The organism is Corynebacterium sp. 2571A (genome assembly GCF_055700935.1).
In genome coordinates this window covers 47,173-72,810 of the sequence record NZ_JASTTE010000005.1, presented here as the reverse complement: position 1 = coordinate 72,810, position 25,638 = coordinate 47,173, and the positions used below count along the sequence as shown (strand labels likewise).

The following is a 25,638-nucleotide window of genomic DNA, read 5'->3' as shown; positions in this document are numbered from 1 at the left end:
AAGTTATGCTAACGCTTGTTACCATCTCAACCACTCTCTAGAACACTCCCTGGAAAGGACCCCCAATGAACGCTCTCGCAGGTTTCCTCGCCCCGTTGCTCCTCTCTTCGCAGCTGATCGGCGGCGCCCCCGCCCTTAGCTCCCAGGACGCACCGGTTACCGTTGCCCCGTACGAGTCCGCCGCTGAAAAGGCCTTCGGCTGCCCGTCCCCGTTTTGCCCGGGCCGGTAATTAACCTCCTGGTCGTCGACGACGACCCGCTGGTACTCGAAGCGCTAGGACACTACTTCGCTAGCGCGGACGACATGAAGGTGGGCGCTACCGCCGAAAATGGAAAAGCCGCCCTTGCTCTGCTCGGGGAGCAAGATTTCGACGTCATCGTGGCAGATATTCACATGCCGGAAATGGACGGCACGACGCTGCTGCGCAAGGTCGGGGAGATGGACAATCCCCCGGTCTTTATCGCGATGACCGCGATGGACAATGACGACACTCTCTTGGACGTCATGTCCCATAAGGCGGCCGCCTATATCCTGAAGAGCTCGAAGCCCGCCTATATTTTGGAGACGGTGCGCGAAGCCGTCAAGGGCGGCACGGTGGTCACGCCGCAGTCGCTGACCCGCTTGGTCGAGCACCTGCCGGAGCTCCAGAACACCACCACTATGCGCCCGACGGCCGCACTGGATAGCCACGATATTCCCCCGGCACAGCTCCGGGTGCTGGAGCTGCTGTGCGAGGGGCAGTCGAACGCGGAGATCGCGGCATCGACGGGCTACGCCGACGGCACCATTAAGAAATACATCTCCTACCTGCTGGCCGAATTCCAGGCCAAGTCGCGCCTGGATCTGGCCATCAAGGCGCTCAAGGCCGGCTACGGCCAGTAATAGCTGCCCACCCCGCCCTACCCCCTAGGTCGGGACTTCCTGCGGAAACAAATCAGCCTTTCTACCCCCATTAGGCAATTTTGCCTACACACTAGCGTCAGTTGTGTGGGTTTCTTATAATGACCGCAATAGCAAGCAATATTACACCCTCCCGCTTGTGGTTGCTTAGGTCACAAAGGGGGTAGGGTGGCTGCACAACATAACGGTCGTTCCGCCCGGGGCGTCCGCAACCACGAGTCTTAGTCTTAGCTCTAGTGCCTGTGTGCTAGCTCCAGACCTAGTTCTATCTCTTTGTCCTCTAGCCAGGTAAGGAAGGTGAGCGTTGAACGTCTTTCTGGCGCGGATTCGCCGCGCGAGTGACCGGCCTCCCGTATAGATAGCCGGCACACTCCGCCGAAAAGATTGGTCCAACCTGCGGCACGCGCACCCGCGTGCACGGCAAGCGTATGGCTGCTTTCCCCGCCAGGGACTTCTGCCCCACCCCAGTGGGGACGAGGTTCGACGCGGCGGAAGCGTTAAATAACACTTTCCATTTCCACCCGGCCCGGGTATCCCCCGGGACGCTCGACTAACCCGCATGCCAGCTGGGGATAGCCGCAGCGGGCCACCACCACCGGCCCGGGTCTCACCGCATACAGAGGTAGAACCACAATGACTTCTCCCGCCAACACCCGTTTGCCCGAATCCGACGACGTCGAAGCCATCGTCGAATCCGCCGTCCGCCAGGCCCGCACCTGGCTCGCCGCTAGCGCCAACGAGAAAGACCAGGCCACCGAGCAGCTCGCGGACCTGCTGCGCGACACCGACGGCGTCAAGTTCACCATGGACTTCGTCGACCGCGTTATGCGCCCGGAAGACGACAAGGTCGCAGCCCACGCGCTGAAGAAGATTAACGAAAACTTCGACCCGGCCTTCCTCGGCAAGATCAACGCCTCCCTGATCGGCCTGGGCGGTTTCTTCGGACCGATCCTGCCGAACCTCGTGATGCCCCTGGCCCGCATGCGCATGCGCCAGATGGTCGGCCACCTGGTCGTCGACGCTGAGTCCGACGCCCTCAACAAGACCCTGGACAAGGCCGCCGAGTCCGGCGAGCAACTCAACCTGAACCTGCTGGGCGAGGCCGTCCTCGGCGAGGACGAGGCCCGCTCCCGCGCCGAGCGCACCCTGGCTCTAATCCGCAACCCGCGCGTGACCTACGTGTCCGTGAAGGCGTCTTCCATCGTGGCCCAGCTCAACCCGTGGGACATCGACGGCTCCGTCGAGCGCCTCAAGGAGCGCCTGCGCCCCCTCTACGAGGAGGCCGCCAAGCGCAGCCCGAACGTCTTCATCAACCTGGACATGGAGGAATACCACGACCTCCACCTGACCATCCGCCTGTTCAAGGAACTGCTCAGCGAGCCGGAATTCAAGGAGCTGGAGGCCGGCATCGTTCTGCAGGCCTACCTGCCGGACACCTTCGCCGCCCTGCAGGAGCTGGCCGAGTTCGCCAAGCAGCGCGTGGCCGAAGGCGGCGCCAAGATCAAGATCCGCCTGGTCAAGGGCGCCAACCTGTCCATGGAGCACGTCCAAGGCGAGGTCCACGGCTGGCCGGTCGCCCCCTACATCACCAAGCCGGAGGTCGACGCCAACTACTTCCGCCTGCTGGACTACATCCTGCGCGAAGAGTTCGCTGATTCCGTGCGGATTGGCGTGGCCACCCACAACCTCTACACCGCCGCCCTGGCCGCGGAGCTGGGCAAGAAGCGCGGCGTCATGGACATGATGGACTCCGAGATGCTACAGGGCATGTCCCCGGCACAGCAGGAAGCCGTCCGCAAGGTCTTCGGCGGCCGCCAGATCCTCTACACCCCGGTCGTGCACATGGAAGACTTCGACGTCGCCGTGTCCTACCTGGTCCGCCGCCTGGAGGAGAACTCCGCCCCGCAGAACTTCCTCTACGCGCTGTTCGCCCCGGACGAGGCCCGCAGCGATCACCTGACCCCGCTGCAGGATCAGGAGGCCCGTTTCCGCCGCGCCGTGGAAGACCGCTGGGATACCTTCGCCGGCGCCCGCCGCCAGCAGGACCGCAACGCGGAGGAAGGCCAGGGCCGCCAGGCCCCGGTCACCGGCCGCTTCGTCAACGAGCCGGACACCGACCCGGCGCTGCGGGCCAACCGCGAGTGGGCCCTGAAGTGGCTGGACACCGACCCGGGCGAGCACTCCGTTGACCAGGTCACCGACCCGGCCGAGGTGGAAACCGCCGTGGCCAAGGCCAAGGCCCTGGCCGATAACTGGGGCTCCAAGACCGGTCACGAGCGCGCTGAGGTCCTGGAGACCATCGGCGATCGCCTGGCCGATTACCGCGGCCGCCTGGTCAGCGTCATGGCTCACGAGGCCAACAAGACCGTAACCCAGTCCGACCCGGAGGTCTCCGAGGCGATCGACTTCGCCACCTACTACGCGCACTCCGCGCGCCTGCTGGACGAGGCCCGCTCCAAGTTCACCCCGAACCGCGTGACCGTGGTGACCCCGCCGTGGAACTTCCCCGTCGCCATCCCGGTTGGCGGCGTGCTGTCCTCCCTGGCCGCGGGCTCGACCGTCATCATCAAGCCGGCCCCGCAGGTGGTCCACTGTGCCCAGGTCGCCGTGGAGGCCATCCACGCCGGCCTGCAGGAGCACGGCTTGGACACCGACCTGGTCCAGCTGGTCTACACCGATGAAAGCGACGCAGGTAAGATGCTCATCTCCCACGACGACGTCGACGCCGTCATCCTGACCGGCGCCTCCGACACCGGCGCCCTGTTCCGGTCCTGGCGCCCGGAGATGAACCTGATGGCGGAGACCTCCGGTAAAAACGCCCTGATTATCACCCCTGCCGCCGACCCGGACCTGGCCATCGAGGACCTGTACCTGTCCGCCTTCGGCCACTCCGGCCAGAAGTGCTCCGCGGCCTCGCTGGTCATCTTCGTCGGCGCCGCCGGCACCTCGGAGCGCCTGCGCAACCAGCTGCTGGACTCCGTGCGCACCCTGATCCCGGGCCCGGGCTACGAGGTCAAGACCACCATGAACGGCCTGGCGGAGCCGCCGAGCGAGAAGCTCTACCGCGGCCTGACCCAGCTGGAGCCGGGCGAGAAGTGGCTCATCAAGCCGGAGAAGCTCAACGAGGAGGGCACCCTGTGGTCCCCGGGCATCCGCGACGGCGTCCAGCCGGGCTCCTGGTACCACCTCAACGAGTGCTTCGGCCCGGTGCTGGGCATCATGCACGCCGAGACCCTGGAGGAGGCCATCGAGTGGCAGAACTCCACCGGCTACGGCCTGACCGGCGGCATCCACTCCCTGGATGACGAGGAAATCGACTACTGGATCGACCACGTCGAGGTCGGCAACGCCTACGTCAACCGCGGCATCACCGGCGCTATCGTCCAGCGCCAGTCCTTCGGCGGCTGGAAGAAGTCCGTCATGGGCCCGGGCGCCAAGGCCGGCGGCCCGAACTACGTGCCGCAGATGGGCACCTGGGAGGACGGCGAGCTGCGCGCCCGCGACGTGGACATCAAGGCCAACATCGCCGGCGAGCTGCGCCAGTGGACCGACCGCCTGGACTCCGTCCTAGACGAGGGCGACGCCGCCTGGCTGTGGCGCGCCGCGGAGCTGGACCAGCTGGCCTGGCAGGAAGAGTTCGGTCGCAACCACGACCGCACGGCCCTGATTTCGGAGGCCAATATCTTCCGCTACCGCCCGCTGCTGTCGGCCCTGTCCGTCCGCGTCGGCGAGGGCTACAAGGTCCGCGACGTCGCCCGCCAGCTGCTGGCCACCGCCATCACCGGCACCCCGATCGACCTCTCCGCCCCGGCGAATATCGCCGCGGACCTGCGCGACATGGGCTTCCGGGCCCGCACCGCCAGCACCGAGGAGTTCGCCAACGAGGTCGCCGAGATGTCCTCGGCCCGCATCCGCGCCCTTGGCGCGGTGGAGCAGCCGGTCCAGGAGGCCGCGGTCAAGTCCAACTCGGTCGTCCTCGACCAGCCGGTCCTGGCCGATGGCCGCCGCGAGCTGCTGCCGTACCTGCTGGAGCAGGCCGTTTCCGTGACCATGCACCGCTTCGGCATCATCCGCGAAATCGGCGATATCCGCCGCTAGGGGCGGTGTCAGCGTTTTCGCGGCCACCGCTTGTATGGCATAGTTGGTTCCTATGGATAGCCAGCATGACGATATAAGGAACGGGAAGACGTCCGCCTCGGGCCAGGCGGACGCCCAACCGGCCAAGGAAAACGCTCAACAAGACGCCCAGAAGGACCAGACCACCACCCTGGTCAGCCAGGACGACCACGGCCTGGGCCGGGAAACCGCGCGGGATACGCCCGGCGACCCGGACAAGAAGGCCCAGGTACTACGCACCGACTTAAAGGCCGCCGCGCTCACCTCCCTGCAGCTCATCGCTGTCATCGCGGGCGTGGCCGTCATCGGCTACCTTCTGCGGTTTATCTGGGTCGGGCTCCTGCCGGTCATCCTGGCCATTTTGGTCAGCACCGTGCTCTTTCCCATCACGGCCTGGCTGCGCCACCACAAATTCCCGCGCGCCCTCGCCGCGGTGACCACGCTGCTGGCATTCTTACTCATCTTCGTCGGCATCTTCTCCGCCATGGCCCCGGTGGTCTCCAACCAGGGCGCCACGCTGGTCAGCCAGGCCGAAAGCGGCATCAATGAGCTGGGCCGCCTGGTGGAAGAATCCCCCATCAACGTCGATGGCGGGCAGCTCGAGTCCGTCATGGACGACGCCGTAAACTTCCTCAAGGGACAGGCCAGCAACATCGCCACCGGCGTGATGACCGGCGTGTCCGCGGCCAGCTCTATCCTGGTGGCCTTCGTCATCATGCTCTTCGTGACGTTCTTCATCATCAAGGACGGCGACAAGTTCCTGCCGTGGCTGCGCAAGTACACCGGCTCGGCAGCCGGCTGGCACATCACGGAGCTAGGTTCGCGCATCTGGTCCACCCTGGCCGGCTTCATCCAGGCCCAGGCCGCCGTCGCCTTCGTGGACGCCGCGCTCATCGGTCTGGGCCTGTGGGCCCTGCAGGTGCCGCTGGCCTTCGTCATCGCCGTGGTGACCTTCTTCGCCAGCTTCATCCCGATCATCGGTGCGGTCACCGCCGGCGCCCTGGCCGTCGTCATCGCGCTGGTCTCCAACGGCCTGACCAACGCCCTGCTGGCGCTCGCCCTCATCGTCATTGTCCAGCAGGTGGAGGGCAACCTCCTGCAGCCGCTGCTGCAGTCCAAGGCCATGGGCCTGCACGCCGCCGTGGTCCTGCTGTCCGTGACCATCGGCTCGACGCTGTCGGGCATCATCGGCGCCTTCCTGGCCGTGCCGGTGGCCGCCACCATCACCGTCATGCTGCGCTACTACGCCGAGATGACCGGCCTGCGCTCCGGCGAGATCGACCCGAACGAGCTGGACATCTCCACCGGCGAGAAGCAGAAGGACAAGGACTCCGATAGCCAGGAGCCCACCCCGCGCCAAAAGGTCGCTGAGCTCTTCCACTCCATGAGCCCGCAGCGCTAACGAAGCTGCGCGCACGCTTTAGCCCGGGCCGGTAACAACCGGTCCGGGCATTGTTGTGTTTTAAGCGTCTCGGCTAGCGCGGCAGCAGGCCCAGGTCGGTGACCGCGGACATCAGCTGGCGGGCGCCGCGGTCCAGCACCCCGGCCCAGGTGCCCACGGAGGACTCGTCGGCCGGGTCGGAGACCTGTTTGAGCAGGGTGCAGGGAACGTCGAAGCGCTGGCAGACCGCGGCCACGGAGTAGCCTTCCATGTCGCACAGGGCGGATTCCTGGGCCAGGCGGTTGCGGGTCTGGGTGTCGGAGACGAAAAGGTCGCCGGTGGCCAGGGCGCGCACCGGCAGGCGCCCGGAGGTGGGCAGCTCGATGCGCTCGGGCAGCAGGTACTTGCCGAGGTCGGACAGGACCTCCAGCTTGAAATCGTGCTTGGTGACCGCGTCCACCTCGAAGACGCCGGCCAGGCCGTCGTGCAGGGCGCCGGCGGTGCCGATATTGACCACCCGGGAGGGCATCTCGTCGCGCAGGCGGGCCTCGGTCAGAACCTCGGTCAGGGAGATTGCGGCCGGCAGCGTCCCAATGCCGGTAATCAGCAGTGCGGCGTCGTCAGGAACGTGCGCCGCTTCGGCGTCGACGGCAGCCACAAACAGCGGTTTATCAGCGATGCATCTCATGTTTTAGATCTTACTTGGACGCCGGCGGACTTAGCACGGCGGCCGGGGTTTAACACGCAGCGCGCTATCGCAGCCGCCGCCCCACGAAGCCGGCGGCCAGGGTGTTGCCCGTGCTCGGGTCGACCAGCAGGAAGTTACCCACCGCGCCGCGGGCGGCGTAGTCCTCGACCGGCAGCTCGACCGGGGTCTGGAGCACCACGTGCGCGATCTCGTTGAGGGTGACCGCCTCCGGGTCTTCCTGGTCGGCCACGCCGTCCAGGTCCAGGGTGCGCTCGACCTGGGTGATGCGGGCCTTGACCACGGCGGTCCCGTAGCGCAGGTGCACCATCGGGCCGGGCTTTAGGTCCTTGTCGGTCAGCGCGACGACGGTGGCGGCGAACTCGCGGGTGGCCTCCGGCCGGTCCGTGCCGGCGATGAGGTCTCCGCGGGCCAGGTCCACGTCGTCGGCCAGGCGCAGCACAACGGATTCGCCGGCGCGGGTGGCCTCTACCTCCCCATCGGTGGTGTCGATGTGGGTAACCGTACTGGTGCGGCCTTCCGGCAGGGTCACCGTGTCGCCCACGGCGATAGAGCCCGCCTGCACGCGGCCGGCATAGCCGCGGTAGTCGCTGGCGTGCTCGCGGATGACGTACTGGATGGGGAAACGGAAGCCCAAGTCCTCGGCCCGGCCGCCGGTAACCGGCACCTCCTCGAGCGCCTGCAGGACGGTCGGCCCGGCATACCAGTCCATCTGGGTGGAGGGCTCGACCACGTTGTCGCCCTTGAGCGCGGAAATCGGCACGACCTGCGTATCGCTCAAGCCCAGGCGAGCAGCCAGGGTGCCGAATTCTTCCTCGATGGCGCGGAAGGTCGCCTCGTCGTAGTCCACCAGGTCGATCTTGTTGACGGCCAGGATGACGTGGCGCACGCCCAGCAGGGCCGCGACGTTGGCGTGCCGGCGGGTTTGCTCGACCACGCCGTGGCGGGCATCGATAAGCAGCACCACGACCTGGGAGGTCGACATGCCGGTGACGGTGTTGCGGGTGTACTGCACGTGCCCCGGGGTGTCCGCCAGGATGAAGGTGCGCTTGTCCGTGGCGAAGTAGCGGTAGGCCACGTCGATGGTGATCCCCTGCTCGCGCTCGGCGCGCAGGCCGTCGACCAAGAGGGACAGGTCCATGCCGTCGAAGCCGCGGTCGGCGCTGCTGCGCTCCATGGACTCCATCTGATCGGCCAGCACGGACTTGGTGTCGTGCAGCAGGCGGCCGACGAAGGTGGACTTGCCGTCGTCTACGGAACCGGCGGTGCACAGGCGCAGCGTCTCGCGCTCTTTGAGCTGATCCACTCCCTGGACCGGGGACGGGCTTTGGGTGGTAGGCATCAGAAATAGCCCTCCTTCTTGCGATCTTCCATGGCGGACTCGGATAGCTTGTCGTCCGCGCGGGTGGCGCCCCGCTCGGACAGGGTGGAAATGGAAATCTCGGCCAGCACCTCATCCGGGGTGGAGGCGGTGGACTCGACCGCACCGGTGCAGGACATGTCGCCGACGGTGCGGTAGCGCACGGTCTTGGTCACCAGCTCCTCGCCCTCGGCCGGCCCGCCCCACTCGCCGGGGGCCAGCCACATGCCGTTGCGGTTGAACAGCTCGCGCTGGTGGGAGTAGTAGATTTCGGGCAGCTTGAGGCCGCGGGCGCCGATGTATTCCCAGATGTCGGACTCGGTCCAGTTGGAGATCGGGAAAACGCGGATGTTTTCCCCGGCCATCTTGGCGCCGTTGTAGAGGTTCCACAGCTCCGGGCGCTGGCGGCGCGGGTCCCAGCCGCCGAAGGAGTCGCGCACGGAGAAGATGCGTTCCTTGGCGCGGGCGCGCTCCTCGTCGCGGCGCGCCCCGCCCAGTACGGCGTCGTAGCCGCGCTCGGCGATGGTCTCAACCAGCGGGACGGACTGCAGGGGGTTGCGGGTGCCGTCGGGGCGCTCCTGCAGGTCGCCGCGGTCGATCCAGTCCTGGACCTTGGCCACGTGCAGGCGGGCGCCGGATTCCTCGACTAGGCGGTCGCGGAACTCGATGACCTCCGGGAAGTTGTGCCCGGTGTCCACGTGGAGCAGCTCGAAGGGCACGGTGGCCGGGGCGAAGGCCCGGCGCGCCAGCTCGAAGACCACCACGGAGTCCTTGCCGCCGGAAAAGAGCAGCCCGACCTTGTCGAACTGGCCGGCTACCTCGCGCAGGATGTGGAGGGATTCGTTTTCTAGATCTTTCAGGTGAGGGGAAAGTGCAGTCATTATTCGTGTAACCCGCATTCTGTCTTGCCGTCAGCGAATACTCGTCCCGAGCGGGCGTCGTCGCCCTCTGCCACGGGGAAGGTCAGGGGCGCGCACCCGATGGAGCGGTACCCCTGCAGGGTAAGGGGGTGGATGATGAGGTCGTGGTCGCGGATGTAGGCGTCCGTGTCATCCAGGTCCCAGGTGATGATCGGCGAAATCTTGAGCCGGCCCGTGCGGTCCAGGCTGAGCGCCGGGGCTTCCGCGCGGTGCTCGGAGTCCGCCCGGCGTAGGCCGGTGATCCAGCCGACGTAGTCGTCCATGGCCATGTTCAGCGGCTCCACCTTGCGCATGCGGTTGTAGGAGGCCACGTCCCAGGAGTACATGCGCGGGCCGTAGATTTCGTCCTGCTCCTCCGGGGTCAGCAGGGGCCGGATGCGGCGCAGCGGCAGGTCCGGGTAGCGCTTTTCGACGGCGTCGGCGGTCTGCAGGGTCTCCGGAAAGTGGAAGCCGGTGTCGATGAAGAGCAGATCCCCGTCGAGCCCAGCCTGGTGGGCCAGCTCGGCGAGCACGGTGTTTTCCATGGACATGGTCACCGCCACGCGGCCCGGCGCGTGGGTCACGGTGAAGTCCATGATGTCCTCCGCGCTGGCGTTGTACAGCTTGTCCGCCCAGTGGTCCACCAGTTCCTGGTTGGCGGCGGCTACCGCGGGCGGCAGCGGCGCGGTGTCCCGGGTTCCTTCCGGACTCTGGCTGGCGTCGCGATAATTCTTACCACCACCCAGCAGGTTCACGTTTGTTGTCATTATTTTAAGTGCGCTCCTTTGGGGTCAGTGCACCTTACTCTAGGGAATGCGCGCGGTTCGCGCAGCCGAAATTCCAGCTCCGGGCACCCGCGGGGGCGTTGTACTTGGGGAACGGGCAGAATATAATTGTCCCCATACTGAACCACTCGGACTATATTTACAGACAGTACGGTCTAGACGAATTGCACTAAGGAGGTCATCATGCCCAGCGCCCTCGGCTCGCGCGTCGCTGTCATCGGCGACGGCCCCGCCGCGCTTTCCGCCACGGAACGACTCATTGGGGCCGGCATGTGTGTCGACCTCATCTCCTCCCGGCCCGCCCCCTTCGGGTTCCTACGCCACTTCGCCGCCCCGGGCACGCCCACCGACGGCACGCCGCACCTGCGGCTTATCGGCAACGTGCGCGTCGGCTCCGACGGCGACATCACCCACCGCGAGCTACATGCACTGAGCAACCATGCGAACCCCGATCTGCTGGTCCTGGAGCTGCACGCCCGCGGACTGGCCATTACTACCTGGGAGGGCTGCTTCCACCCCGCCGCGGCGACCGCGGAGCCCGCGGCGCCCACCGACTGGGACGCCGTAATCAACCGCGCCAGCTTGGCGCCGCTGTGCTTCTAAGCACCAAGCTGTCCCCGATCCCCACGCCGACCACTGTGCGCAGCTCCAGGCCGGTGTCCCAGCCATAGGTTACTATTGCCTGCGTGGAACTTATCCGAATTATTATGAGCCGCTCGAAGCCCTACGTCGGCTTCGTCATCGCAGTGCTCGTGCTGCAGTCAGCCTCGACTGCGGCGACGCTCTATCTGCCCTCGCTGAACGCCAGCATCATTGATGAGGGCGTCTCCCGCGGCGACGTGCCCTATATCTGGCGCACCGGCTCCATCATGCTAGCCGTGGCCCTGGTCCAAGTGCTCACCGCCGTGGCCGCGGTCTGGTTCGGCGCCCGCACCGCCATGGGGCTGGGCCGGGACCTGCGCCGGGAGGTCTTTGCGAAGGTCACCCGGTTTTCCTCCGAGGACCTGCACCGCTTCGGCACGCCGACGCTGATTACCCGGGCCACCAACGACGTCCAGCAGGTCCAGATGGTCTACCTGATGGCGCTCAACTTCATCATCACCGCGCCTATCATGTCCGTCGGCGGCGTCATCATGGCCATCCGCGAAGATGCCGGCCTGTCCTGGCTGGTCTGGGTCTCCGTGGGCGTGTTGCTGGTGGCCATCGGGCTGTTGATCGCCAAGCTGGTGCCGCTGTTTAGCCGCATGCAGCTGCAGCTGGACGCGCTTAACGGCACGGTCCGCGAACAAATCGCCGGCATCCGCGTGGTGCGCGCCTTCGTGCGCGAGCGTTTCGAGACCGAGCGCTTCACCGAGGACAACCGGAGTCTCACCCAGCTGTCGCTGCGCATCGGCCAGCTCTTCGTGCTGATGTTTCCCATCATCACCGTCATCCTCAACGTCGCCACCGGCGCGGTGCTGTGGTTCGGCGGCCACCGCGTCGAGGCCGGCGACGTCGCCGTCGGCTCCCTGACGGCGTTCCTGCAGTACCTGTTGCAGATCCTCGCCGCGGTCATGATGGGCTCGTTTATGGCCGTCATGTTCCCCCGCGCGATGGTCTGCGCCAAGCGCATCACTCAGGTGCTGGCCCACTCGCCCAGCATCGACGAGCCGGCCCACCCGCAGGACCCGCCGGCCGCGGGGACTGGCTGCACCGTCGAGATGCGCGAGGTCAGCTTCAGCTACGCCGGCGCCGAGGAACCCGTGCTCAGCGACATCAGCTTCACCGCGCGCCCCGGCCGCACGACCGCGATCATCGGCTCCACCGGCGCGGGCAAGACGACGCTGCTCTCGCTCATTCCGCGGCTCTACCTGCCAGCTTCCGGCCAGGTGCTCATCGACGGCGCGGACGCCGCGCTGATGTCTAGGGCCGCCCTGGTCGAGCGCGTCAGCATGGTCCCGCAGAAGCCCTACCTGTTCAGCGGCACCGTGGCCAGCAACCTGCGGATGGGCAACCCGGCAGCTAGCGATGCCGACCTGTGGGACGCCCTGCGCATCGCCCAGGCCGGCTTCGTCGAGGACCTCGACATGCCGATTGCCCAGGGCGGCACGAACGTCTCCGGCGGCCAGCGCCAGCGCCTGTGCATCGCCCGCATGCTGGTCGCCCGACCCAAGGTCTACCTCTTCGATGACTCCTTCTCGGCCCTGGACGTGCTCACCGATGCCCGCGTGCGCGAGGCCATGCAGGAACGCACGCGGGCCGCGACCACTATCATCGTCGCCCAGCGCGTGGCCTCCATCCAGGACGCGGACCAGATCCTCGTGCTCGAGGCCGGACGGATCGTGGCCCGCGGCACCCACGAAGAATTGCTCACCACCTCCCCGACGTACCAAGAAATCGTCGAATCCCAAGAGACTGCGAGGGCCTAGACCATGGCTGATACTCCTTCCACTTCCCAGCCCACCGATTCCCGGCCCACCGACGAAGAGCTGGCGGCCCTCGAGTCCCAGGTCTCCGGCGACGACTGGTCCGGGGCCGCGCCCCGCCAGGCCAAACACTTCTGGCCCTCGGCCACCCGGCTGGTGGGCCTGCTCGCGCCGTACAAGTGGCAGCTCGCCTTCGTGGGGCTTTTGACCGTCGGATGCGTCTTCCTCACCGTCTACGCTCCCCGGGTGCTCGGGCGCGCGATGGATGTCATCTTCTCCGGCGTCGTCTCGCGCCAGCTGCCCGCCGGGCTGAGCGCCGAGCAGGCCGTCGAGGGCCTGCGCCAGGCCGGCCACGACCGGATGGCCGACATGGCGGCCGCGATGGATCTGGTACCCGGCAGCGGGATCGACTTCACCAAGCTCGGCCAGCTCATCCTGATTGTCATCGCCATGTACGTCCTAGCCTCGGGCTTCCAGCTCTGGCAGGGGCTGGTGCTCAACCGCCTGGTGATGGACACGGTCTTCCAGCTGCGCCAAGACGTCGAGGCCAAGATCCACGGGCTGCCGCTGAGCTACTTCGACACCACCCAGCGCGGCGACCTCCTCTCGCGCACCACCAACGACCTGGACAACGTCCAGCAGGCCCTCCAGCAGGCGCTGTCCCAGCTGTTCTACGACCTCCTGCTCGTGGTGGGCATTACCGTCATGATGTTCACGGTCTCCTGGCAGCTCGCGCTCGTCGCGCTCCTGGCCATCCCGCTGACCGGGGTCATCATGGCGGTCATCGGCACCCGCTCGCAGCGCCAGTTCGTGTCCCAGTGGCGCTCCACCGGCCAGCTCAACGGGCAGGTCGAGGAGTCCTTTACCGGCCAGGAGCTGTCCCTCATCTTCGGGCGCACCCAGGCCATGCGGGAGGAATTCGATAACCGCAACACCGCGCTCTACGAGGCCAGCGCCTCCGCGCAGTTCCTGTCCGGCATGATGATGCCCATCATGCAGTTCGTGTCCTACCTGTCTTATGTGGCCATCGCCGTCCTCGGCGGCCTGCGCGTGGCCAACGGGCAGATGACGCTGGGCGATGCCACCGCGTTCATCCAGTACTCCCGCGAGTTCAACCAGCCGTTGGGCCAGCTCGGCGGCATGATGCAGCAGATCCAGTCCGGTGTCGCCTCGGCCGAGCGCGTCTTCGAGTTCTTGGACGCCGACGAGCAGTCCCCGGATCCGGTGCCGGGCGCAGGCCGCTCGCCGCAGCGCGCCCGCGGCCTAGTCGAGTTCCGCGACGTGAGTTTCTCCTACGACGAGGAAACCCCGCTTATCGAGGGGCTCAACCTGCGCGTCGAGCCCGGCCAGACGGCCGCCATCGTCGGGCCCACCGGGGCGGGCAAGACCACGCTGGTCAACCTCATCATGCGCTTCTACGACATCGACTCCGGCCGGATCCTCCTCGACGGCACGGACACCGCCGAGCTCTCCCGCGGCGAGCTGCGCAGCCAGGTCGGCATGGTGCTCCAGGACGCGGTCCTGTTCAAGGGGACCATCGCTGACAACATCCGCTACGGGCGCCTGGATGCCACCGACGAGGAGGTCGTCGAGGCCGCCCAGGCCACCTTCGTGGATCGCTTCGTGCACTCGCTGCCGGATGGCTACGACACCGTCATCGACCAGGACGGCGGCTCGGTCTCGGCCGGCGAGCGCCAGCTCATCACCATCGCCCGCGCCTTTTTGGCCCAACCCGCCCTGCTCATCCTGGACGAGGCCACCTCCTCGGTCGATACCCGCACCGAGATGCTGGTCCAGGACGCCATGAACGCGCTGCGGGCCAACCGCACCTCGTTCATCATCGCGCACCGGCTTTCTACCATCCGGGACGCGGACGTCATCATCGTCATGGACAACGGGCGCATCGTCGAGCAGGGCAGCCACTCCGAGCTGCTCGCGCAGCGCGGCGCTTACTGGCGGATGAATATGAAATCTTAAAACCAAGACCTACCCTTTAGGCTAGGTAAGGTACTTCCCCCTGACTTATCCGCAGCCAATGAAGGAGCCCGCCCATGCTAGCCGGCTGGATCGCCGTTGTCCTCTCGTTGCCCGTCTGGGCGTATTTCGGCTACCGCGCCTGGGGCATGTTTACCTTCATCCGCTCCGGCGGGCCCACCCAGCTCAACCGCTTCGACCAGCCGCTGCGGCGCCTGGGCCGCGTGCTGGTGGAGGTCTTCGGGCACACCCACTTCAAGGGGCGCCCGCTAGTCAACGCCGCGCACTGGCTGGTCATGATCGGCTTCCTCTTCGGCATCCTGGTCTGGTTTGAGGCCTATATCCAGGCCTTCAACCCGGCCGGCGGCTGGCCGCTGCTGAGCGACTGGCCGGTCTACCACTTCCTCGAAGAGGTCTTGGCGCTCGGCACCGTTGCCGGCATCGGCTTCCTCGTCGCCGTCCGCTTAAAGCTCGGCCATACTGAGCGCGGCAGCCGCTTTTATAATTCGCAGACCACCAGCGCCTACCTGGTCGAGGCCATCGTCTTTTCCGAGGGACTCGGCATGCTGTTGGTCAAGGCCTCCAAGCTCGCCACCTACGGCGGCGGGAGCTGGGCCACCGATTTTGTCAGCCTCCCGCTGTCGCAACTACTGCCGGCCTCCCCCGGCCTTATCCAGGCCTTCGCGCTGTTCAAGCTGCTAACTGGCCTAGCGTTTATCGTGTTCATCTCCCGCCGCTTTACCTGGGGCGTGATGTGGCACCGCTTCCTGGCCTTTTTCAACATCTTCTTCCAGCGCAACCCGGATGGCGACAAGGCCCTGGGCAAGCTGCCGACCCCGGATCTGGAAGAAGACCTCACCCCGGGCAGCTGGAAAATGCTGCTGGATACCGGCACCTGCACCGAGTGCGGGCGCTGCCAGGATCTGTGCCCGGCCTGGAATACCGACAAGCCGCTGTCGCCAAAGAAGCTGGTCATGGACCTCGGTTCCGCCGCGGTGGATAACTACAACCCGCACGCGGGCGTGGACGTGCTGTCCATGGCCGGGGTCATCGATGACGATGTCCTGTGGTCGTGCACCAACTGCGGCGCCTGCGTCGACCAGTGCCCGGTCGACATTGAGCACCTCGACCACGTCGCGGATCTGCGCCGCTTCAAGGTGCTGGCCGAGTCCGACTTCCCCTCGGAGCTGACCGGCCTGTTCAAGAACCTGGAAACCAAAGGCAACCCGTGGGGCCGCAACAATTCTGAGCGCCGCACCTGGGTGGATCAGGCCCGCGCCGACGGCATTGAGGTCCCCATCATCGGTGAGGACGAGACCGATTTCGCGGACCTGGAATACCTGTTCTGGGTCGGCTGCGCCGGCGCCTACGACGACGCCGCCAAGGTCACCACCCGCGCCGTCGTCGATCTGCTGCACACCGCCGGCGTGAAATTCGGCGTGCTCGCCACCGGGGAGACCTGCACGGGTGATCCCGCCCGCCGCGCCGGCAACGAGTTCCTGTTCCAGATGCTGGCCCAGGAAAACGTCGCCACCCTCAACGAGACCTTCGACGGCGTGCCCGCCGGGCAGCGCAAGATCATCACCACCTGCCCGCACTGCTTCAACACGCTGCGCAACGAGTACCCGGACTTCGACGGCCACTTCGACGTCTTCCACCACACGCAGCTGCTCAACCGCCTGGTCCGCGACGGGCTGCTCACGCCGGTGCCCCGCACCGCGGAAAACCGCAAGCCCATCACCTACCACGACCCGTGCTTCCTGGGCCGCCACAACCAGGTCTACGACCCGCCCCGGGAGCTGCTGGAGGCCACCGGCGTCCAAGTCAACGAGATGGACGCCAACCGCGACTCCGCCTTCTGCTGCGGCGCCGGCGGCGCCCGCATGTTCATGGAAGAAAAGCTCGGCACCCGCGTCAACGAGTTCCGCACCGAACAAGCACTGTCCACCGGCGCCGAGGAAATCGCCACCGGCTGCCCCTTCTGCAACGTCATGCTCACCGGCGGCGTGAAGACCCTCAACGAGGGCAGGACGCCCGTCACCGACGTCGCCCAGATGCTGCGCAGCTCCATCGCCACCGATGCCGACGGCGCCCTGCCACCGGCCCGCCCCAAGGCCTTCCTCGGCGAGCCCATCCGCCTGACCCGCAAGACCGCGCAGCCCACCGAAAACACCACCGACACAGCAGAAACAGCGAACCCAGAAACCGCCACGCCAGCCCAGCCGGCAACCCCAGCGGCACCTGCTTCCAAGGCCCCGGCAGCACCTAGCGCGCCCGCAGCACCCAGTGCCCCCAGTGCCCCCACTGCCCCGAGCGCTCCCACCGCGCCGGCCGCTCCGGCCGCTGCCCCCAGTGCTCCGACGGCACCGGCCGCGCCCAGCAGTCCTTCCGCGCCGGCTGCGCCTAGCGCTCCCGCTGCACCAAGTGCTCCGAGCGCACCTGCCGCTCCGGCAAGCCCCGCGTCTTCGGCTCCCACAGCTCCCCAGGCACCTTCTGCGCCGGCCGCGCCCAGCGCACCTTCAGCCCCGGCCGCGCCGAAGGCTCCTTCTGCGCCCGCTGCTCCCCAGGCACCTTCCGCGCCTAGTGCCCCGAGCGCACCCGCTGCGCCAAGCGCTCCTTCCGTTCCGGCTGCGCCGAAGGCTCCCTCTGCGCCCACAGCTCCCCAGGCGCCTTCTGCGCCTTCCGCGCCGGCAGCGCCGAGCGCACCCAAGGCGCCCAGCGCTCCTAGCGCACCCGCAGCGCCCGCTGCTCCTTCGGCCCCGGCTAGTCGCTCGGCGTCGGATGCCGAGCCGGGCACTGAAGCAGACTCCGACCAGGACGACTAAGGCGGGCGTCGGCTGCGGCATCGTGAGTGAGCTGCGTGACGCCGCTTGAGTTCTGGGAAAAAGGCCTGTTCCGGCTAAGGTATAGCAGGTGTTCAATAGCGACTCCGGCGCCGCCCTGATTCTGGCGGCGAGTGACGAAGGAATTACGAATTCGCTGGTCTCCTTCGCGTGGATTATGGCCGCTGCGCTGGCCGCGCCCCTGGTTTCCTTCATGACTGGGCGGCGGCTGCCGGCGGTGCCGCTGCTGCTGATTTTCGGCATGATTATCGGCCCGTCGGTGCTGGATCTGGCCCACGAGGACCCGGGCATCGAGATGCTCAGCGAGATTGGCGTCGGTGCGTTGTTCTTGCTGGCCGGCTTCGAAATCAACATCGCCTCGCTGAAGTCCAAGGAAGCCCGCACGGCGGCCTCCACGTGGGCGATGTGCCTGGCGGCGAGCCTGCTGGGCGCGTGGGCGATCTTCCGCTTCGATAACCTGCCGCTGGCCATCGTCATCGCCATCGCGGTGACCTCAACGGCGCTGGGCACCATCACGCCGATGCTCAAGCAGAACGGCATGATGGGCACCCAGGTGGGGCGCTCAGTCATGATCCACGGCGCCATTGGTGAGGTCGGCCCCATCCTGGCGATGGCGCTGCTGCTGTCCACGCGTTCTACCTGGCAGACCGGGCTTATCTTGCTGGGCTTTTTCGCCATCGCGGTGGCCCTGGCGATGGTGCCGGGCGTGGTCGCCAAGGCCATGCCGCTGGTGCGCAACGCCTTTCTGCAGGGCGCCGGGTCGACGAACCAGACCATCCTGCGGCTCATCATGCTGGTGCTCGCCGTGTTGATGGCGGTGGCCGCGGTCTTCGAGCTCGACATCGTGCTGGGAGCGTTCGCCGCGGGCATGATTTTCCACCAGATCATCCCGAACGAGTTCCACCAGCGCCTCGAGCACCGCCTGGACGTGTTGTGCTATTCCATGCTCATCCCCGTCTTCTTCGTGGTCTCCGGCATGTCGATCGACTGGAACGTCATCACCAGCCGGCCGCTGCTCGTAGTGAGCATCCCGCTGCTCATCCTCGTCACCCGCGGCCTGCCGGTCTTTTTGCGCGAGAACCTCCACCACACCGGCTCCGAAATCGAGACTGTGCGCGAGCGCCTCCAGGTCGCTTTCTACGCGGCCACGGGCCTGCCCATCATCGTGGCGGTAACTTCCATCGCGGTCAGCTCCGGGATCATGGACAACGAGCAATCCTCGCTCTTCATCGCCGGCGGCGCCCTGACCGTGCTCATCTTCCCCATCCTGGCCAGCCTGTGCCAGGAAAAGGACCCGGTCACCGGCAAGCGCTCCACCTACCGCGCCCGCGTCGTGGAACAGACGCCGGCGCAGGATTCCGAGCCGACCTCCCTGGCCGAGCTGCGCGACCGCGACAACGCCGAGCACGAGAACCTCAAGCGCCACGAGGCTAGCCACAACGGGCAAGGGTCCGGGGCTGCTGGCTCTGAGGCTGTTGGGGACGGCAACGCGCAGGATGGCGACTGCGGCGGCAAGAACGGATAGACTTTTGGGTATGAGCTACGACGATTCCCTGCGCCTGTCTGATGCCGAACGCAACGACGCCCTGACCGCGTTGGCCAAGGCCGTCGGCGAGGGCCGCCTGAGCGTGGACGAATTCGAGGAACGCTCCGATTCCGTCATGGGGGCGCGCACCAGGCGCGACATCGTCCCCCTGTTCACCGACATCCCGGACCAGCCCATCGCCGAGCCGAAAATCTACTCCCGCGCCGACGTCGAGCGCGCCTGGGAAGCCGGCCGCAAACCCAAGCTGGCCACCGGGCTCATCGGTAGCCTGCTGCTAACCATCGGCGGGACCTCCGCGTTCATCGGCGCCTTCGGCGCGGCCGGGGTCGGTGCCGCGGTCGGGCTGATGTCTGCCTCCGTCGCCGCCTTCCTGCTCATCCCGGTGCTGTGGATCGCGCTATACGTGCTCAAGGTCGGCCCCAGTTCCTGGCATGCGCCCAGCCCGCGCCAGGTAGAGCGCCAAAAGCGCAAGGAAATCCTGGCCACCCAGGCCGAACAGCGCGCCCTGATGTGGGCCCACAACAAACAGACCGCGGGCGAGCTGACCGGCCAGGCCCTCGACTTCGCCAAGCGCCGCGTGGACAACTGGAGCCAGTCCAAGGACGCCAAGAAGCACAGCGATTAGGGCACTCCCGGCCTAAATCTCGTCACCGCGGTCGAAAAAGTGGCACAATTGCGGCATGACTACCACGCCAAACCGCCGAGTTTTTGACCAATCCGACAAACTCAAGGGTGTCGCCTACGACATCCGTGGGGAGGTCTCGGCCGAGGCAGAGCGCATGGAGCTCGACGGCCACAGCATTTTGAAGCTCAACACGGGCAACCCGGCGGTCTTCGGCTTCGACGCCCCGGACGTCATCATGCGCGACATGATCGCCGCGCTGCCCACCTCCCAGGGCTATTCCACCTCCAAGGGCATCATCCCCGCCCGCCGCGCGATTGTCACCCGCTACGAGCTGGAGGAATTCCCGCACTTCGACGTCGGAGACGTCTACCTAGGAAACGGTGTCTCCGAGCTGATTTCCATGACCACCCAGGCGCTGCTCAACGACGGCGACGAGGTCCTCATCCCGGCCCCGGATTACCCGTTGTGGACGGCGGCCACCTCCCTGGCCGGCGGCACCCCGGTGCACTACCTGTGCGACGAGGAAGACGACTGGAATCCGTCCATCGAGGACATCAAGTCCAAGGTGACGGAGAAGACCAAGGCCATCGTGGTCATCAACCCGAACAACCCGACGGGCGCGGTCTACTCCCGGCAGACGCTGCAACAGATAGTGGACATCGCCCGCGAGCACGACCTGCTCATCCTGGCCGACGAAATCTACGACCGGATCCTCTACGACGGCGCGAAGCACACCTCCATTGCCTCCCTGGCCCCGGATCTGCTGTGCATTACCTACAACGGCCTGTCCAAGGCCTACCGCGTGGCCGGCTACCGCGCCGGCTGGATGGTGCTCACCGGCCCGAAGAACCACGCCTCCGGCTTCATCGAAGGCCTAGAGCTGCTCGCCGGCACCCGCCTGTGCCCCAACGTCCCGGCCCAGCACGCCATCCAGGTCGCGCTCGGCGGGCGCCAGTCCATCTACGAGCTGACCGGTACGGGCGGCCGCCTGCTCAAGCAGCGCAACATCGCCTACGAAAAGCTCAATGAAATCCCCGGCGTCAGCTGCGTGAAGCCGATGGGCGCACTTTATGCCTTCCCGCGGCTGGACCCGAACGTCTACGAGATCCACGATGATTCCAAGCTGATGCTGGACATCCTGCGCGCGGAGAAGATCCTCATGGTGCAGGGCACCGGCTTCAATTGGCCGGACCCGGACCACTTCCGCGTGGTCACCCTGCCGTGGGCGTCCCAGCTGGACAGCGCCATCGAACGCCTGGGCAACTTCCTCGCCAGCTACCGCCAGTAACCGCCGGACGCGCGCCCGTCCGCGGTAGCCGCGGTAAGCACGCCAGGCCCAGCCCCGGAGTGATTTTCTTCGCTGCCGGGGCTGCTATCTGCGCGCATAGAATTGAAAACATTTACTATTAGTGGCTATGGCACGACACTCAGTAAAGCCGGCCGGTCTAAACCTGTGGCAGCGCCTCCTCGTGGGCGTGTTGGGGCTGGTAGTAGCCGCCACCGCCGTGGGGCTCGTCTGGCTCTGGCCGAGCTCCGGCCCGGACACGAGCGAGGACTTCGACCGCGCGTACTCGCTGAACCAGCCGCGGGTGACCGGCACCGTCACCCAGGTCGATTCCAACGCCTGCGCTTCCGCGGCCACCGGCACGGCCTTTGATACCCCGCCGCGCACCACCGCCGCGGAGGCCGCCGGGGCCCACGATGATTCTTGCCGCCGCGCCCTGGTGGACCTGGAAGACGGGCCGGATGCGGGGAAGATGACCCAGCTGGTGCACTACGGCGTGGCCGGCGAGCCGGTACTTGAGGTCGGCGACCACATCACCATGACCTTGTCGGAAAACCCCGCCGACGGGCAGGCCCACTACGCCTTCGCCGACTACGAGCGCGGCTCCCCCCTGTGGGCCTGGGGCCTGGTCGTCGTCGCCGCCATCCTCATCTTCGCCGCGTGGCACGGCCTGCGCTCGCTCATCGGCCTGGCCTTCAGCCTGGCCATCGTCTTTTTCTTCCTCCTGCCGGCCATCACCGCCGGCCAGCCCGTCATCCCCGTCACGATTGTCGCCTGCGCGGCCATCCTGGTGGTGGCCATCCCCCTGGTCCACGGCTGGAACTTCAAGTCCGCCTCGGCGCTGGCCGGCAGCCTGGTCGCCCTGGCCGTGGCCACAGTGGTGGCCATCATCGCCATCCGGACGTCCCACCTGCAGGGCTTGTCCTCCGAGGACAACCTCAAGCTGCTGCTCTACCTGCCGCAGCTGTCCGTGGTCGGCGTGCTGCTGGCCGGGTTCATCGTGGGCGCACTCGGCGGGCTCAACGACGTCTCCATCGGGCAGGCCTCCACCGTCCACGAGCTGGCGGCCATCGACCCCGAGATGCCGCGGCGGCGTCTGTTTATCTCCGCCATGAAGGTCGGGCGCGACCACATCGCGTCCATGGTCTACACCATCGTGCTGTCGTATACGGGTGCCGCGCTGCCACTGTTGCTCCTCATCTCCGCGGCCGATGCCTCCGCCGGCCAGGTCTTGAGCAGCGACGTCATCGCCACCGAGCTACTGCGCTCCGGGGTGGGCGCGCTCTCCCTGGTCAGCGCCGTTCCGGTCACGACGGTGATTGCGGCGTTTACACACTCCGACCCAGGGCCACGAGATCCCAACCGGCCGCCTGCCATTCACGCACATTAAGCACGTTGCGCCCGTCGATGATGTGTTGGCGGGCGACCAGCTTGCCGGCGGCTACTGGGTCGAGCTCGCGGAACTGCTTCCACTCCGTGGCCAGGATGACCAGCTCGGTACCGCTCAGAGCCGTGTCCACGTCGGAGGCGTAGTCCAGCGTCGGGAAGACCTTCCGGGCGTTGTCCATGCCCTCCGGGTCGTAAACGGTCACCGCCGCGCCCGCCAGGGACAGCGAGCCGGCCACGGATAGGGCCGGCGAGTCGCGCACATCGTCCGAGTTCGGCTTGAAGGAGCATCCCAGCACGGTCACGCGGTGGCCCAGCAGGGAGCCGGCGAAAGACTCTTTGGCCAGGTCCACCACGCGGTCACGGCGCCGCATGTTGATGGCGTCGACCTCGCGCAGGAAGGTCAGGGCCTGGTCCGCGCCGAGCTCGCCCGCCCGCGCCATGAACGCGCGGATATCCTTCGGCAGGCAGCCGCCGCCGAAGCCCAGGCCGGCGCCCAAGAACTTGCGGCCGATGCGCTCGTCCAGCCCGATGGCATCCGCCAGGGCCACGACGTCGGCGCCGGCGATCTCACAGATCTCCGACACGGCGTTGATGAACGAGATCTTGGTGGCCAGAAACGCATTCGCCGAGACCTTGACCAGCTCGGCGGTCTGCAGGTCCGTCACGATGAAGGGAGTGTCCTGGCGCAGCGGCTCGGCGTAAATCTGGCGGGCAATCTCTTCCGCGCGGGTCTCGCCCTCCCGGCAGCCGATGACGATGCGGTCCGGGGTGATGGTGTCCTTGACCGCGTAGCCCTCGCGCAGGAACTCCGGGTTCCAGGCGATCTCCACCTCGGTGCCCTCCGGGGCCAGCTCGTTAGCCATCTGCTGGAGCTCCGCGGCGGTGCCCACCGGCACAGTGGACTTGCCCAGGATGAGGTGCTGGCCTTTGAGCAGCGGGACCAGCTTTTCGATGACCGCGCGGACATAGGTCATGTCCGCCGCGTAGGAACCGTGGCGCTGCGGGGTGCCTACGCCCAAAAAGTGGACGTTGGCGAACTCGGCGGCCGCGGCGTAATCCGTGCTAAAGCTCAGCGTCCCGCCGCCTAAGTTGCGCTCGAGTACCTCCGGCAGGCCCGGCTCGTAGAAGGGAACCTTCCCCGCTGACAGGGAGTCGATTTTTGCTTGGTCCACGTCCACGCCGAGAACCTCGTGGCCGAGTTCGGCCATGCAAGCGGCGTGCGTCGCACCCAGGTATCCGGTGCCAATCACAGTCATGCGCATAAGCGGTTATCTTAAGCGCCCGAGTTGAACAGAGGATTAAATCTGGGTGCCGGATCCTAAAACCTTAGCGGAAGTTCAGGTAGGACTTCGACGGGGTCGGCCCGCGCTGGCCCTGGTACTTCGAGCCCAGCGCCCCGCTGCCGTAGGGATCCTGCGCCGGCGAGGTCATCTTGAAGATCGCCAGCTGGCCGACCTTCATGTTCGGCCACAGGACGATCGGCAGGTTCGCCGTGTTCGACAACTCCAGGGTGATGTGCCCGGAAAAGCCGGGGTCAATAAATCCCGCGGTGGAGTGCGTGAGCAGGCCCAACCGCCCCAAGGAGGACTTGCCCTCCAGGCGGCCGGCCAGGTGCGGCGGCAGCGTGAACTTCTCCAGCGTGGCGCCCAGGACGAACTCGCCTGGGTGCAGCACGAAGGCGTCGCCGTCGGCCACTTCGACCAGGCTGGTCAGATCCGGCATCTCTTCTTTCGGATCAATGTGGGTGTACCGGGAGTTGTTGAACACGCGGAAGTACTTATCCAGGCGCACGTCCACGGACGAGGGCTGGATGAGCTCGGCATCGAAGGGCTCGATCTGCAGCGATTCATCCTCGATGGCGGCCCGGATATCTCGATCTGATAAAAGCACGTCTCCGAGTCTACTAGCAGGTAGGCGACCCGGTTTTCACCCGGGGTCAGCGAGGGTGTAGAGTGTTTCCCAGCGCTTGATGTATGCCCAGCAATGGGCACACAATTCAAGCTCTGCCGGCGTAGTTTAATGGTAGAACATCAGCTTCCCAAGCTGAGAGCGCGAGTTCGATTCTCGTCGCCGGCTCCACGCATAACCAGTAATTACACGCTAACCCACTGGCCCCACTGAGGGACTAGTCGATCCACTAGTCGATCCAAAGTCTAGCGCACCACCTTTTCATACAGGGCAGCCTCCTTATCCGGCTTCCACTCCTGCGCCAAAGTATGCCCCTGAATAACCCGGTAGGCGTCCCCGTTGTAGGTGAAAACCTCACCCGCCAGCACGGCCTTACCCGGCCCCCATTCCGGCACAGTTTCCCCGGAGTCTTCAGAGTCTCCAACCGCAGCAGAGTCTCCAGACTCTCCCGACTCTTCGCCCCGGCCGGTTTCTTCCACCCAGTACCGTTCATCAATCCCCGGCGCGCCCGGTTCCCACACGTTGAGCTTCTCGCCGGTGGGGTCGAGCACGTCACGCCAAATCTTGCCATTGTGCTGGGTTTTATCGTCATAGCGGTAGTGGGTGGACCCGCGTAGTGGGTGCCAGGGCTCCCAGTCGCGTACTTCCCCGCTTTCTTCCTCGGCGGGCTTTTCCACCAGCTCCGGGTGCTCCTGCGCGAGCTGCTGCACGATTTTTGTCGCGGTTTCTGCTTCTGCTTCCTGCTTAGCCTGCTCCACGGCTGGTTGTGCTGCGCGGCGGTCGGTTTCTGTGGTGACAATCCACGCTTTCAGCTGGGCAAATTCCCCATCAGAGAGGGATTTAATAGTGTCTTGCAATGTCACGATTTTCTCCTTATTCGATGGTGAGGAACGGTTCACGGGTCAGGCCGGAGCCGGTAATCATGTCAGTGGTGGTAGCGCCAGCCTGTTTGACAGTCAGGATGACATTCCCGTCGGTCAGCGACGAGCAGTTGAAGAACGTCTCGGTAAAGTTGGTGACCAGCCCGGTGTCCATCTGCGGCACCGTTTCGAGCGCGAAACACGCCGCGAACATATAGCCCATGTCCGTGACGTTGCTGGTATCCATCTGCGGGACCGTTGTGAGCGACTCGCAACGCTGGAACATAGTTCTCATTGTGGCCACACTGCGCGTGTCCATTTCCGGCACCGTCGTGAGCGACGAGCATTTGTTGAGCATGTAGGCCATGTCCGTGACGTTGCTGGTATCCATCTGCGGGACCCGGGTCAGCGACGAGCATTCCTGAAGCATGGCTCGCATTCCGGTGACGCTGCCGGTGTCCATTTCCGGCACCGTCGTGAGCGACGAGCATTTGTTGAGCATATAGCCCATGTCCGTGACGTTGCGCGTGTCCATCTGCGGCACCGTTGTGAGCGACTCGCACCCCTGGAACATAGTGCTCATTGTGGCCACACTGCGCGTGTCCATTTCCGGCACCGTCGTGAGCGACGAGCATTTGTTGAGCATGTAGGCCAT

The 25,638-nt window shown here is 66.1% G+C and carries 20 protein-coding genes and 1 tRNA gene; 13 read left to right on the top strand and 8 right to left on the bottom strand.

What is annotated here, in order from left to right:
• Positions 1-65 precede the first annotated feature (65 nt).
• The 4 genes from QQS53_RS10445 (at position 66) to QQS53_RS10430 (ending at position 6,419) form a co-directional block, all read left to right on the top strand.
• A complete protein-coding gene (locus tag QQS53_RS10445; RefSeq protein ID WP_168166941.1) occupies positions 66-230 on the top strand; it encodes a hypothetical protein in 165 nt (54 codons plus the stop codon).
• Positions 215-883 (top strand): response regulator, encoded by a 669-nt coding sequence (locus QQS53_RS10440; RefSeq protein ID WP_472775772.1) that lies wholly within the window; start codon positions 215-217, stop codon positions 881-883. The genes QQS53_RS10445 and QQS53_RS10440 overlap by 16 nt, the downstream gene beginning before the upstream one ends.
• A 651-nt stretch (positions 884-1,534) precedes the next feature.
• On the top strand, positions 1,535-4,999 hold the full coding sequence (locus tag QQS53_RS10435; RefSeq protein ID WP_472775771.1) for a proline dehydrogenase family protein: 3,465 nt from the start codon (positions 1,535-1,537) through the stop codon (positions 4,997-4,999).
• A gap of 52 nt (positions 5,000-5,051) precedes the next feature.
• Positions 5,052-6,419 carry an AI-2E family transporter gene (locus QQS53_RS10430; RefSeq protein WP_472775770.1) on the top strand — a complete coding sequence of 456 codons (1,368 nt, stop codon included), beginning with the start codon at positions 5,052-5,054 and terminating at the stop codon, positions 6,417-6,419.
• A gap of 73 nt (positions 6,420-6,492) precedes the next feature.
• Here QQS53_RS10430 and QQS53_RS10425 read toward each other — a convergent pair whose 3' ends face one another.
• From QQS53_RS10425 to QQS53_RS10410, 4 genes are all read right to left on the bottom strand, one after another.
• A complete protein-coding gene (locus QQS53_RS10425) occupies positions 6,493-7,086 on the bottom strand; it encodes a nucleosidase (RefSeq protein WP_472775769.1) in 594 nt (197 codons plus the stop codon).
• A 64-nt stretch (positions 7,087-7,150) separates the two neighbouring features.
• Positions 7,151-8,446, bottom strand: coding sequence for a sulfate adenylyltransferase subunit 1 (locus QQS53_RS10420; RefSeq protein WP_472775768.1), 1,296 nt, complete (start codon positions 8,444-8,446; stop codon positions 7,151-7,153).
• Complete coding sequence (gene cysD, locus QQS53_RS10415; RefSeq protein ID WP_472775767.1) at positions 8,446-9,345, bottom strand: sulfate adenylyltransferase subunit CysD; 900 nt, start codon at positions 9,343-9,345, stop codon at positions 8,446-8,448. Before cysD ends, QQS53_RS10420 begins: the two co-directional genes overlap by 1 nt.
• Entirely contained in the window at positions 9,345-10,130 is a 786-nt protein-coding gene (locus QQS53_RS10410; protein WP_472775766.1) for a phosphoadenylyl-sulfate reductase, read from the bottom strand. The genes cysD and QQS53_RS10410 overlap by 1 nt, the downstream gene beginning before the upstream one ends.
• A gap of 201 nt (positions 10,131-10,331) precedes the next feature.
• Here QQS53_RS10410 and QQS53_RS10405 point away from each other — a divergent pair, with 201 nt between their 5' ends.
• From QQS53_RS10405 to QQS53_RS10370, 8 genes are all read left to right on the top strand, one after another.
• Complete coding sequence (locus QQS53_RS10405; RefSeq protein WP_472775765.1) at positions 10,332-10,751, top strand: methylenetetrahydrofolate--tRNA-(uracil-5-)-methyltransferase; 420 nt, start codon at positions 10,332-10,334, stop codon at positions 10,749-10,751.
• An 83-nt stretch (positions 10,752-10,834) separates the two neighbouring features.
• Positions 10,835-12,556 carry an ABC transporter ATP-binding protein gene (locus tag QQS53_RS10400; protein WP_472775764.1) on the top strand — a complete coding sequence of 574 codons (1,722 nt, stop codon included), beginning with the start codon at positions 10,835-10,837 and terminating at the stop codon, positions 12,554-12,556.
• A gap of 3 nt (positions 12,557-12,559) precedes the next feature.
• Positions 12,560-14,530, top strand: coding sequence for an ABC transporter ATP-binding protein (locus QQS53_RS10395; RefSeq protein ID WP_472775763.1), 1,971 nt, complete (start codon positions 12,560-12,562; stop codon positions 14,528-14,530).
• Between the two features lie 74 nt (positions 14,531-14,604).
• Positions 14,605-17,352, top strand: coding sequence for a (Fe-S)-binding protein (locus QQS53_RS10390; protein WP_472775762.1), 2,748 nt, complete (start codon positions 14,605-14,607; stop codon positions 17,350-17,352).
• A gap of 88 nt (positions 17,353-17,440) precedes the next feature.
• Positions 17,441-18,895: a cation:proton antiporter gene (locus QQS53_RS10385; protein ID WP_472775761.1), complete on the top strand. Its 1,455-nt coding sequence runs from the start codon at positions 17,441-17,443 to the stop codon at positions 18,893-18,895.
• A 10-nt stretch (positions 18,896-18,905) separates the two neighbouring features.
• Positions 18,906-19,541: a DUF1707 SHOCT-like domain-containing protein gene (locus QQS53_RS10380; protein WP_472775760.1), complete on the top strand. Its 636-nt coding sequence runs from the start codon at positions 18,906-18,908 to the stop codon at positions 19,539-19,541.
• Between the two features lie 55 nt (positions 19,542-19,596).
• Positions 19,597-20,829, top strand: a complete 1,233-nt coding sequence (locus QQS53_RS10375; protein WP_472775759.1) for a pyridoxal phosphate-dependent aminotransferase — start codon at positions 19,597-19,599, stop codon at positions 20,827-20,829.
• Positions 20,830-20,956: 127 nt separating this feature from the next.
• On the top strand, positions 20,957-22,216 hold the full coding sequence (locus tag QQS53_RS10370) for a YibE/F family protein (RefSeq protein ID WP_472775758.1): 1,260 nt from the start codon (positions 20,957-20,959) through the stop codon (positions 22,214-22,216).
• Here QQS53_RS10370 and QQS53_RS10365 read toward each other — a convergent pair.
• Together QQS53_RS10365 and dcd are read right to left on the bottom strand one after the other, a co-directional pair.
• The gene (locus QQS53_RS10365) at positions 22,155-23,471 is read right to left on the bottom strand and encodes a UDP-glucose dehydrogenase family protein (protein WP_472775913.1); all 1,317 of its coding nucleotides are present in this window, start codon (positions 23,469-23,471) and stop codon (positions 22,155-22,157) included. The genes QQS53_RS10370 and QQS53_RS10365 overlap by 62 nt on opposite strands.
• A 70-nt stretch (positions 23,472-23,541) precedes the next feature.
• Entirely contained in the window at positions 23,542-24,105 is a 564-nt protein-coding gene (dcd, locus tag QQS53_RS10360; RefSeq protein ID WP_472775757.1) for a dCTP deaminase, read from the bottom strand.
• 115 nt (positions 24,106-24,220) lie between these two features.
• Between dcd and QQS53_RS10355 the strand changes: the two genes are divergently transcribed.
• A tRNA-Gly gene (locus tag QQS53_RS10355) sits at positions 24,221-24,294 on the top strand.
• Positions 24,295-24,368: 74 nt separating this feature from the next.
• On the opposite strand, the gene QQS53_RS10350 is transcribed toward QQS53_RS10355, so the two are convergent.
• Together QQS53_RS10350 and QQS53_RS10345 are read right to left on the bottom strand one after the other, a co-directional pair.
• A complete protein-coding gene (locus QQS53_RS10350) occupies positions 24,369-24,986 on the bottom strand; it encodes a carbohydrate-binding protein (RefSeq protein ID WP_472775756.1) in 618 nt (205 codons plus the stop codon).
• A 10-nt stretch (positions 24,987-24,996) separates the two neighbouring features.
• On the bottom strand, positions 24,997-25,638 hold a 642-nt coding region (locus QQS53_RS10345; protein ID WP_472775755.1), incomplete at its 5' end, for a BspA family leucine-rich repeat surface protein.

What these genes read in the sequence shown, in the direction of transcription:
- QQS53_RS10395 (WP_472775763.1), top strand. Translation starts at nt 12,560, where the DNA reads ATGGCTGATACTCCTTCCACTTCCCAGCCCACCGATTCCCGGCCCACC.
- QQS53_RS10410 (WP_472775766.1), bottom strand. Translation starts at nt 10,130, where the DNA reads ATGACAACAAACGTGAACCTGCTGGGTGGTGGTAAGAATTATCGCGAC.
- QQS53_RS10445 (WP_168166941.1), top strand. Translation starts at nt 66, where the DNA reads ATGAACGCTCTCGCAGGTTTCCTCGCCCCGTTGCTCCTCTCTTCGCAG.
- QQS53_RS10430 (WP_472775770.1), top strand. Translation starts at nt 5,052, where the DNA reads ATGGATAGCCAGCATGACGATATAAGGAACGGGAAGACGTCCGCCTCG.
- QQS53_RS10375 (WP_472775759.1), top strand. Translation starts at nt 19,597, where the DNA reads ATGACTACCACGCCAAACCGCCGAGTTTTTGACCAATCCGACAAACTC.
- QQS53_RS10365 (WP_472775913.1), bottom strand. Translation starts at nt 23,471, where the DNA reads ATGACTGTGATTGGCACCGGATACCTGGGTGCGACGCACGCCGCTTGC.
- QQS53_RS10370 (WP_472775758.1), top strand. Translation starts at nt 20,957, where the DNA reads ATGGCACGACACTCAGTAAAGCCGGCCGGTCTAAACCTGTGGCAGCGC.
- QQS53_RS10380 (WP_472775760.1), top strand. Translation starts at nt 18,906, where the DNA reads ATGAGCTACGACGATTCCCTGCGCCTGTCTGATGCCGAACGCAACGAC.
- QQS53_RS10405 (WP_472775765.1), top strand. Translation starts at nt 10,332, where the DNA reads ATGCCCAGCGCCCTCGGCTCGCGCGTCGCTGTCATCGGCGACGGCCCC.
- QQS53_RS10390 (WP_472775762.1), top strand. Translation starts at nt 14,605, where the DNA reads ATGCTAGCCGGCTGGATCGCCGTTGTCCTCTCGTTGCCCGTCTGGGCG.
- cysD (WP_472775767.1), bottom strand. Translation starts at nt 9,345, where the DNA reads ATGACTGCACTTTCCCCTCACCTGAAAGATCTAGAAAACGAATCCCTC.
- QQS53_RS10420 (WP_472775768.1), bottom strand. Translation starts at nt 8,446, where the DNA reads ATGCCTACCACCCAAAGCCCGTCCCCGGTCCAGGGAGTGGATCAGCTC.
- QQS53_RS10435 (WP_472775771.1), top strand. Translation starts at nt 1,535, where the DNA reads ATGACTTCTCCCGCCAACACCCGTTTGCCCGAATCCGACGACGTCGAA.
- QQS53_RS10425 (WP_472775769.1), bottom strand. Translation starts at nt 7,086, where the DNA reads ATGAGATGCATCGCTGATAAACCGCTGTTTGTGGCTGCCGTCGACGCC.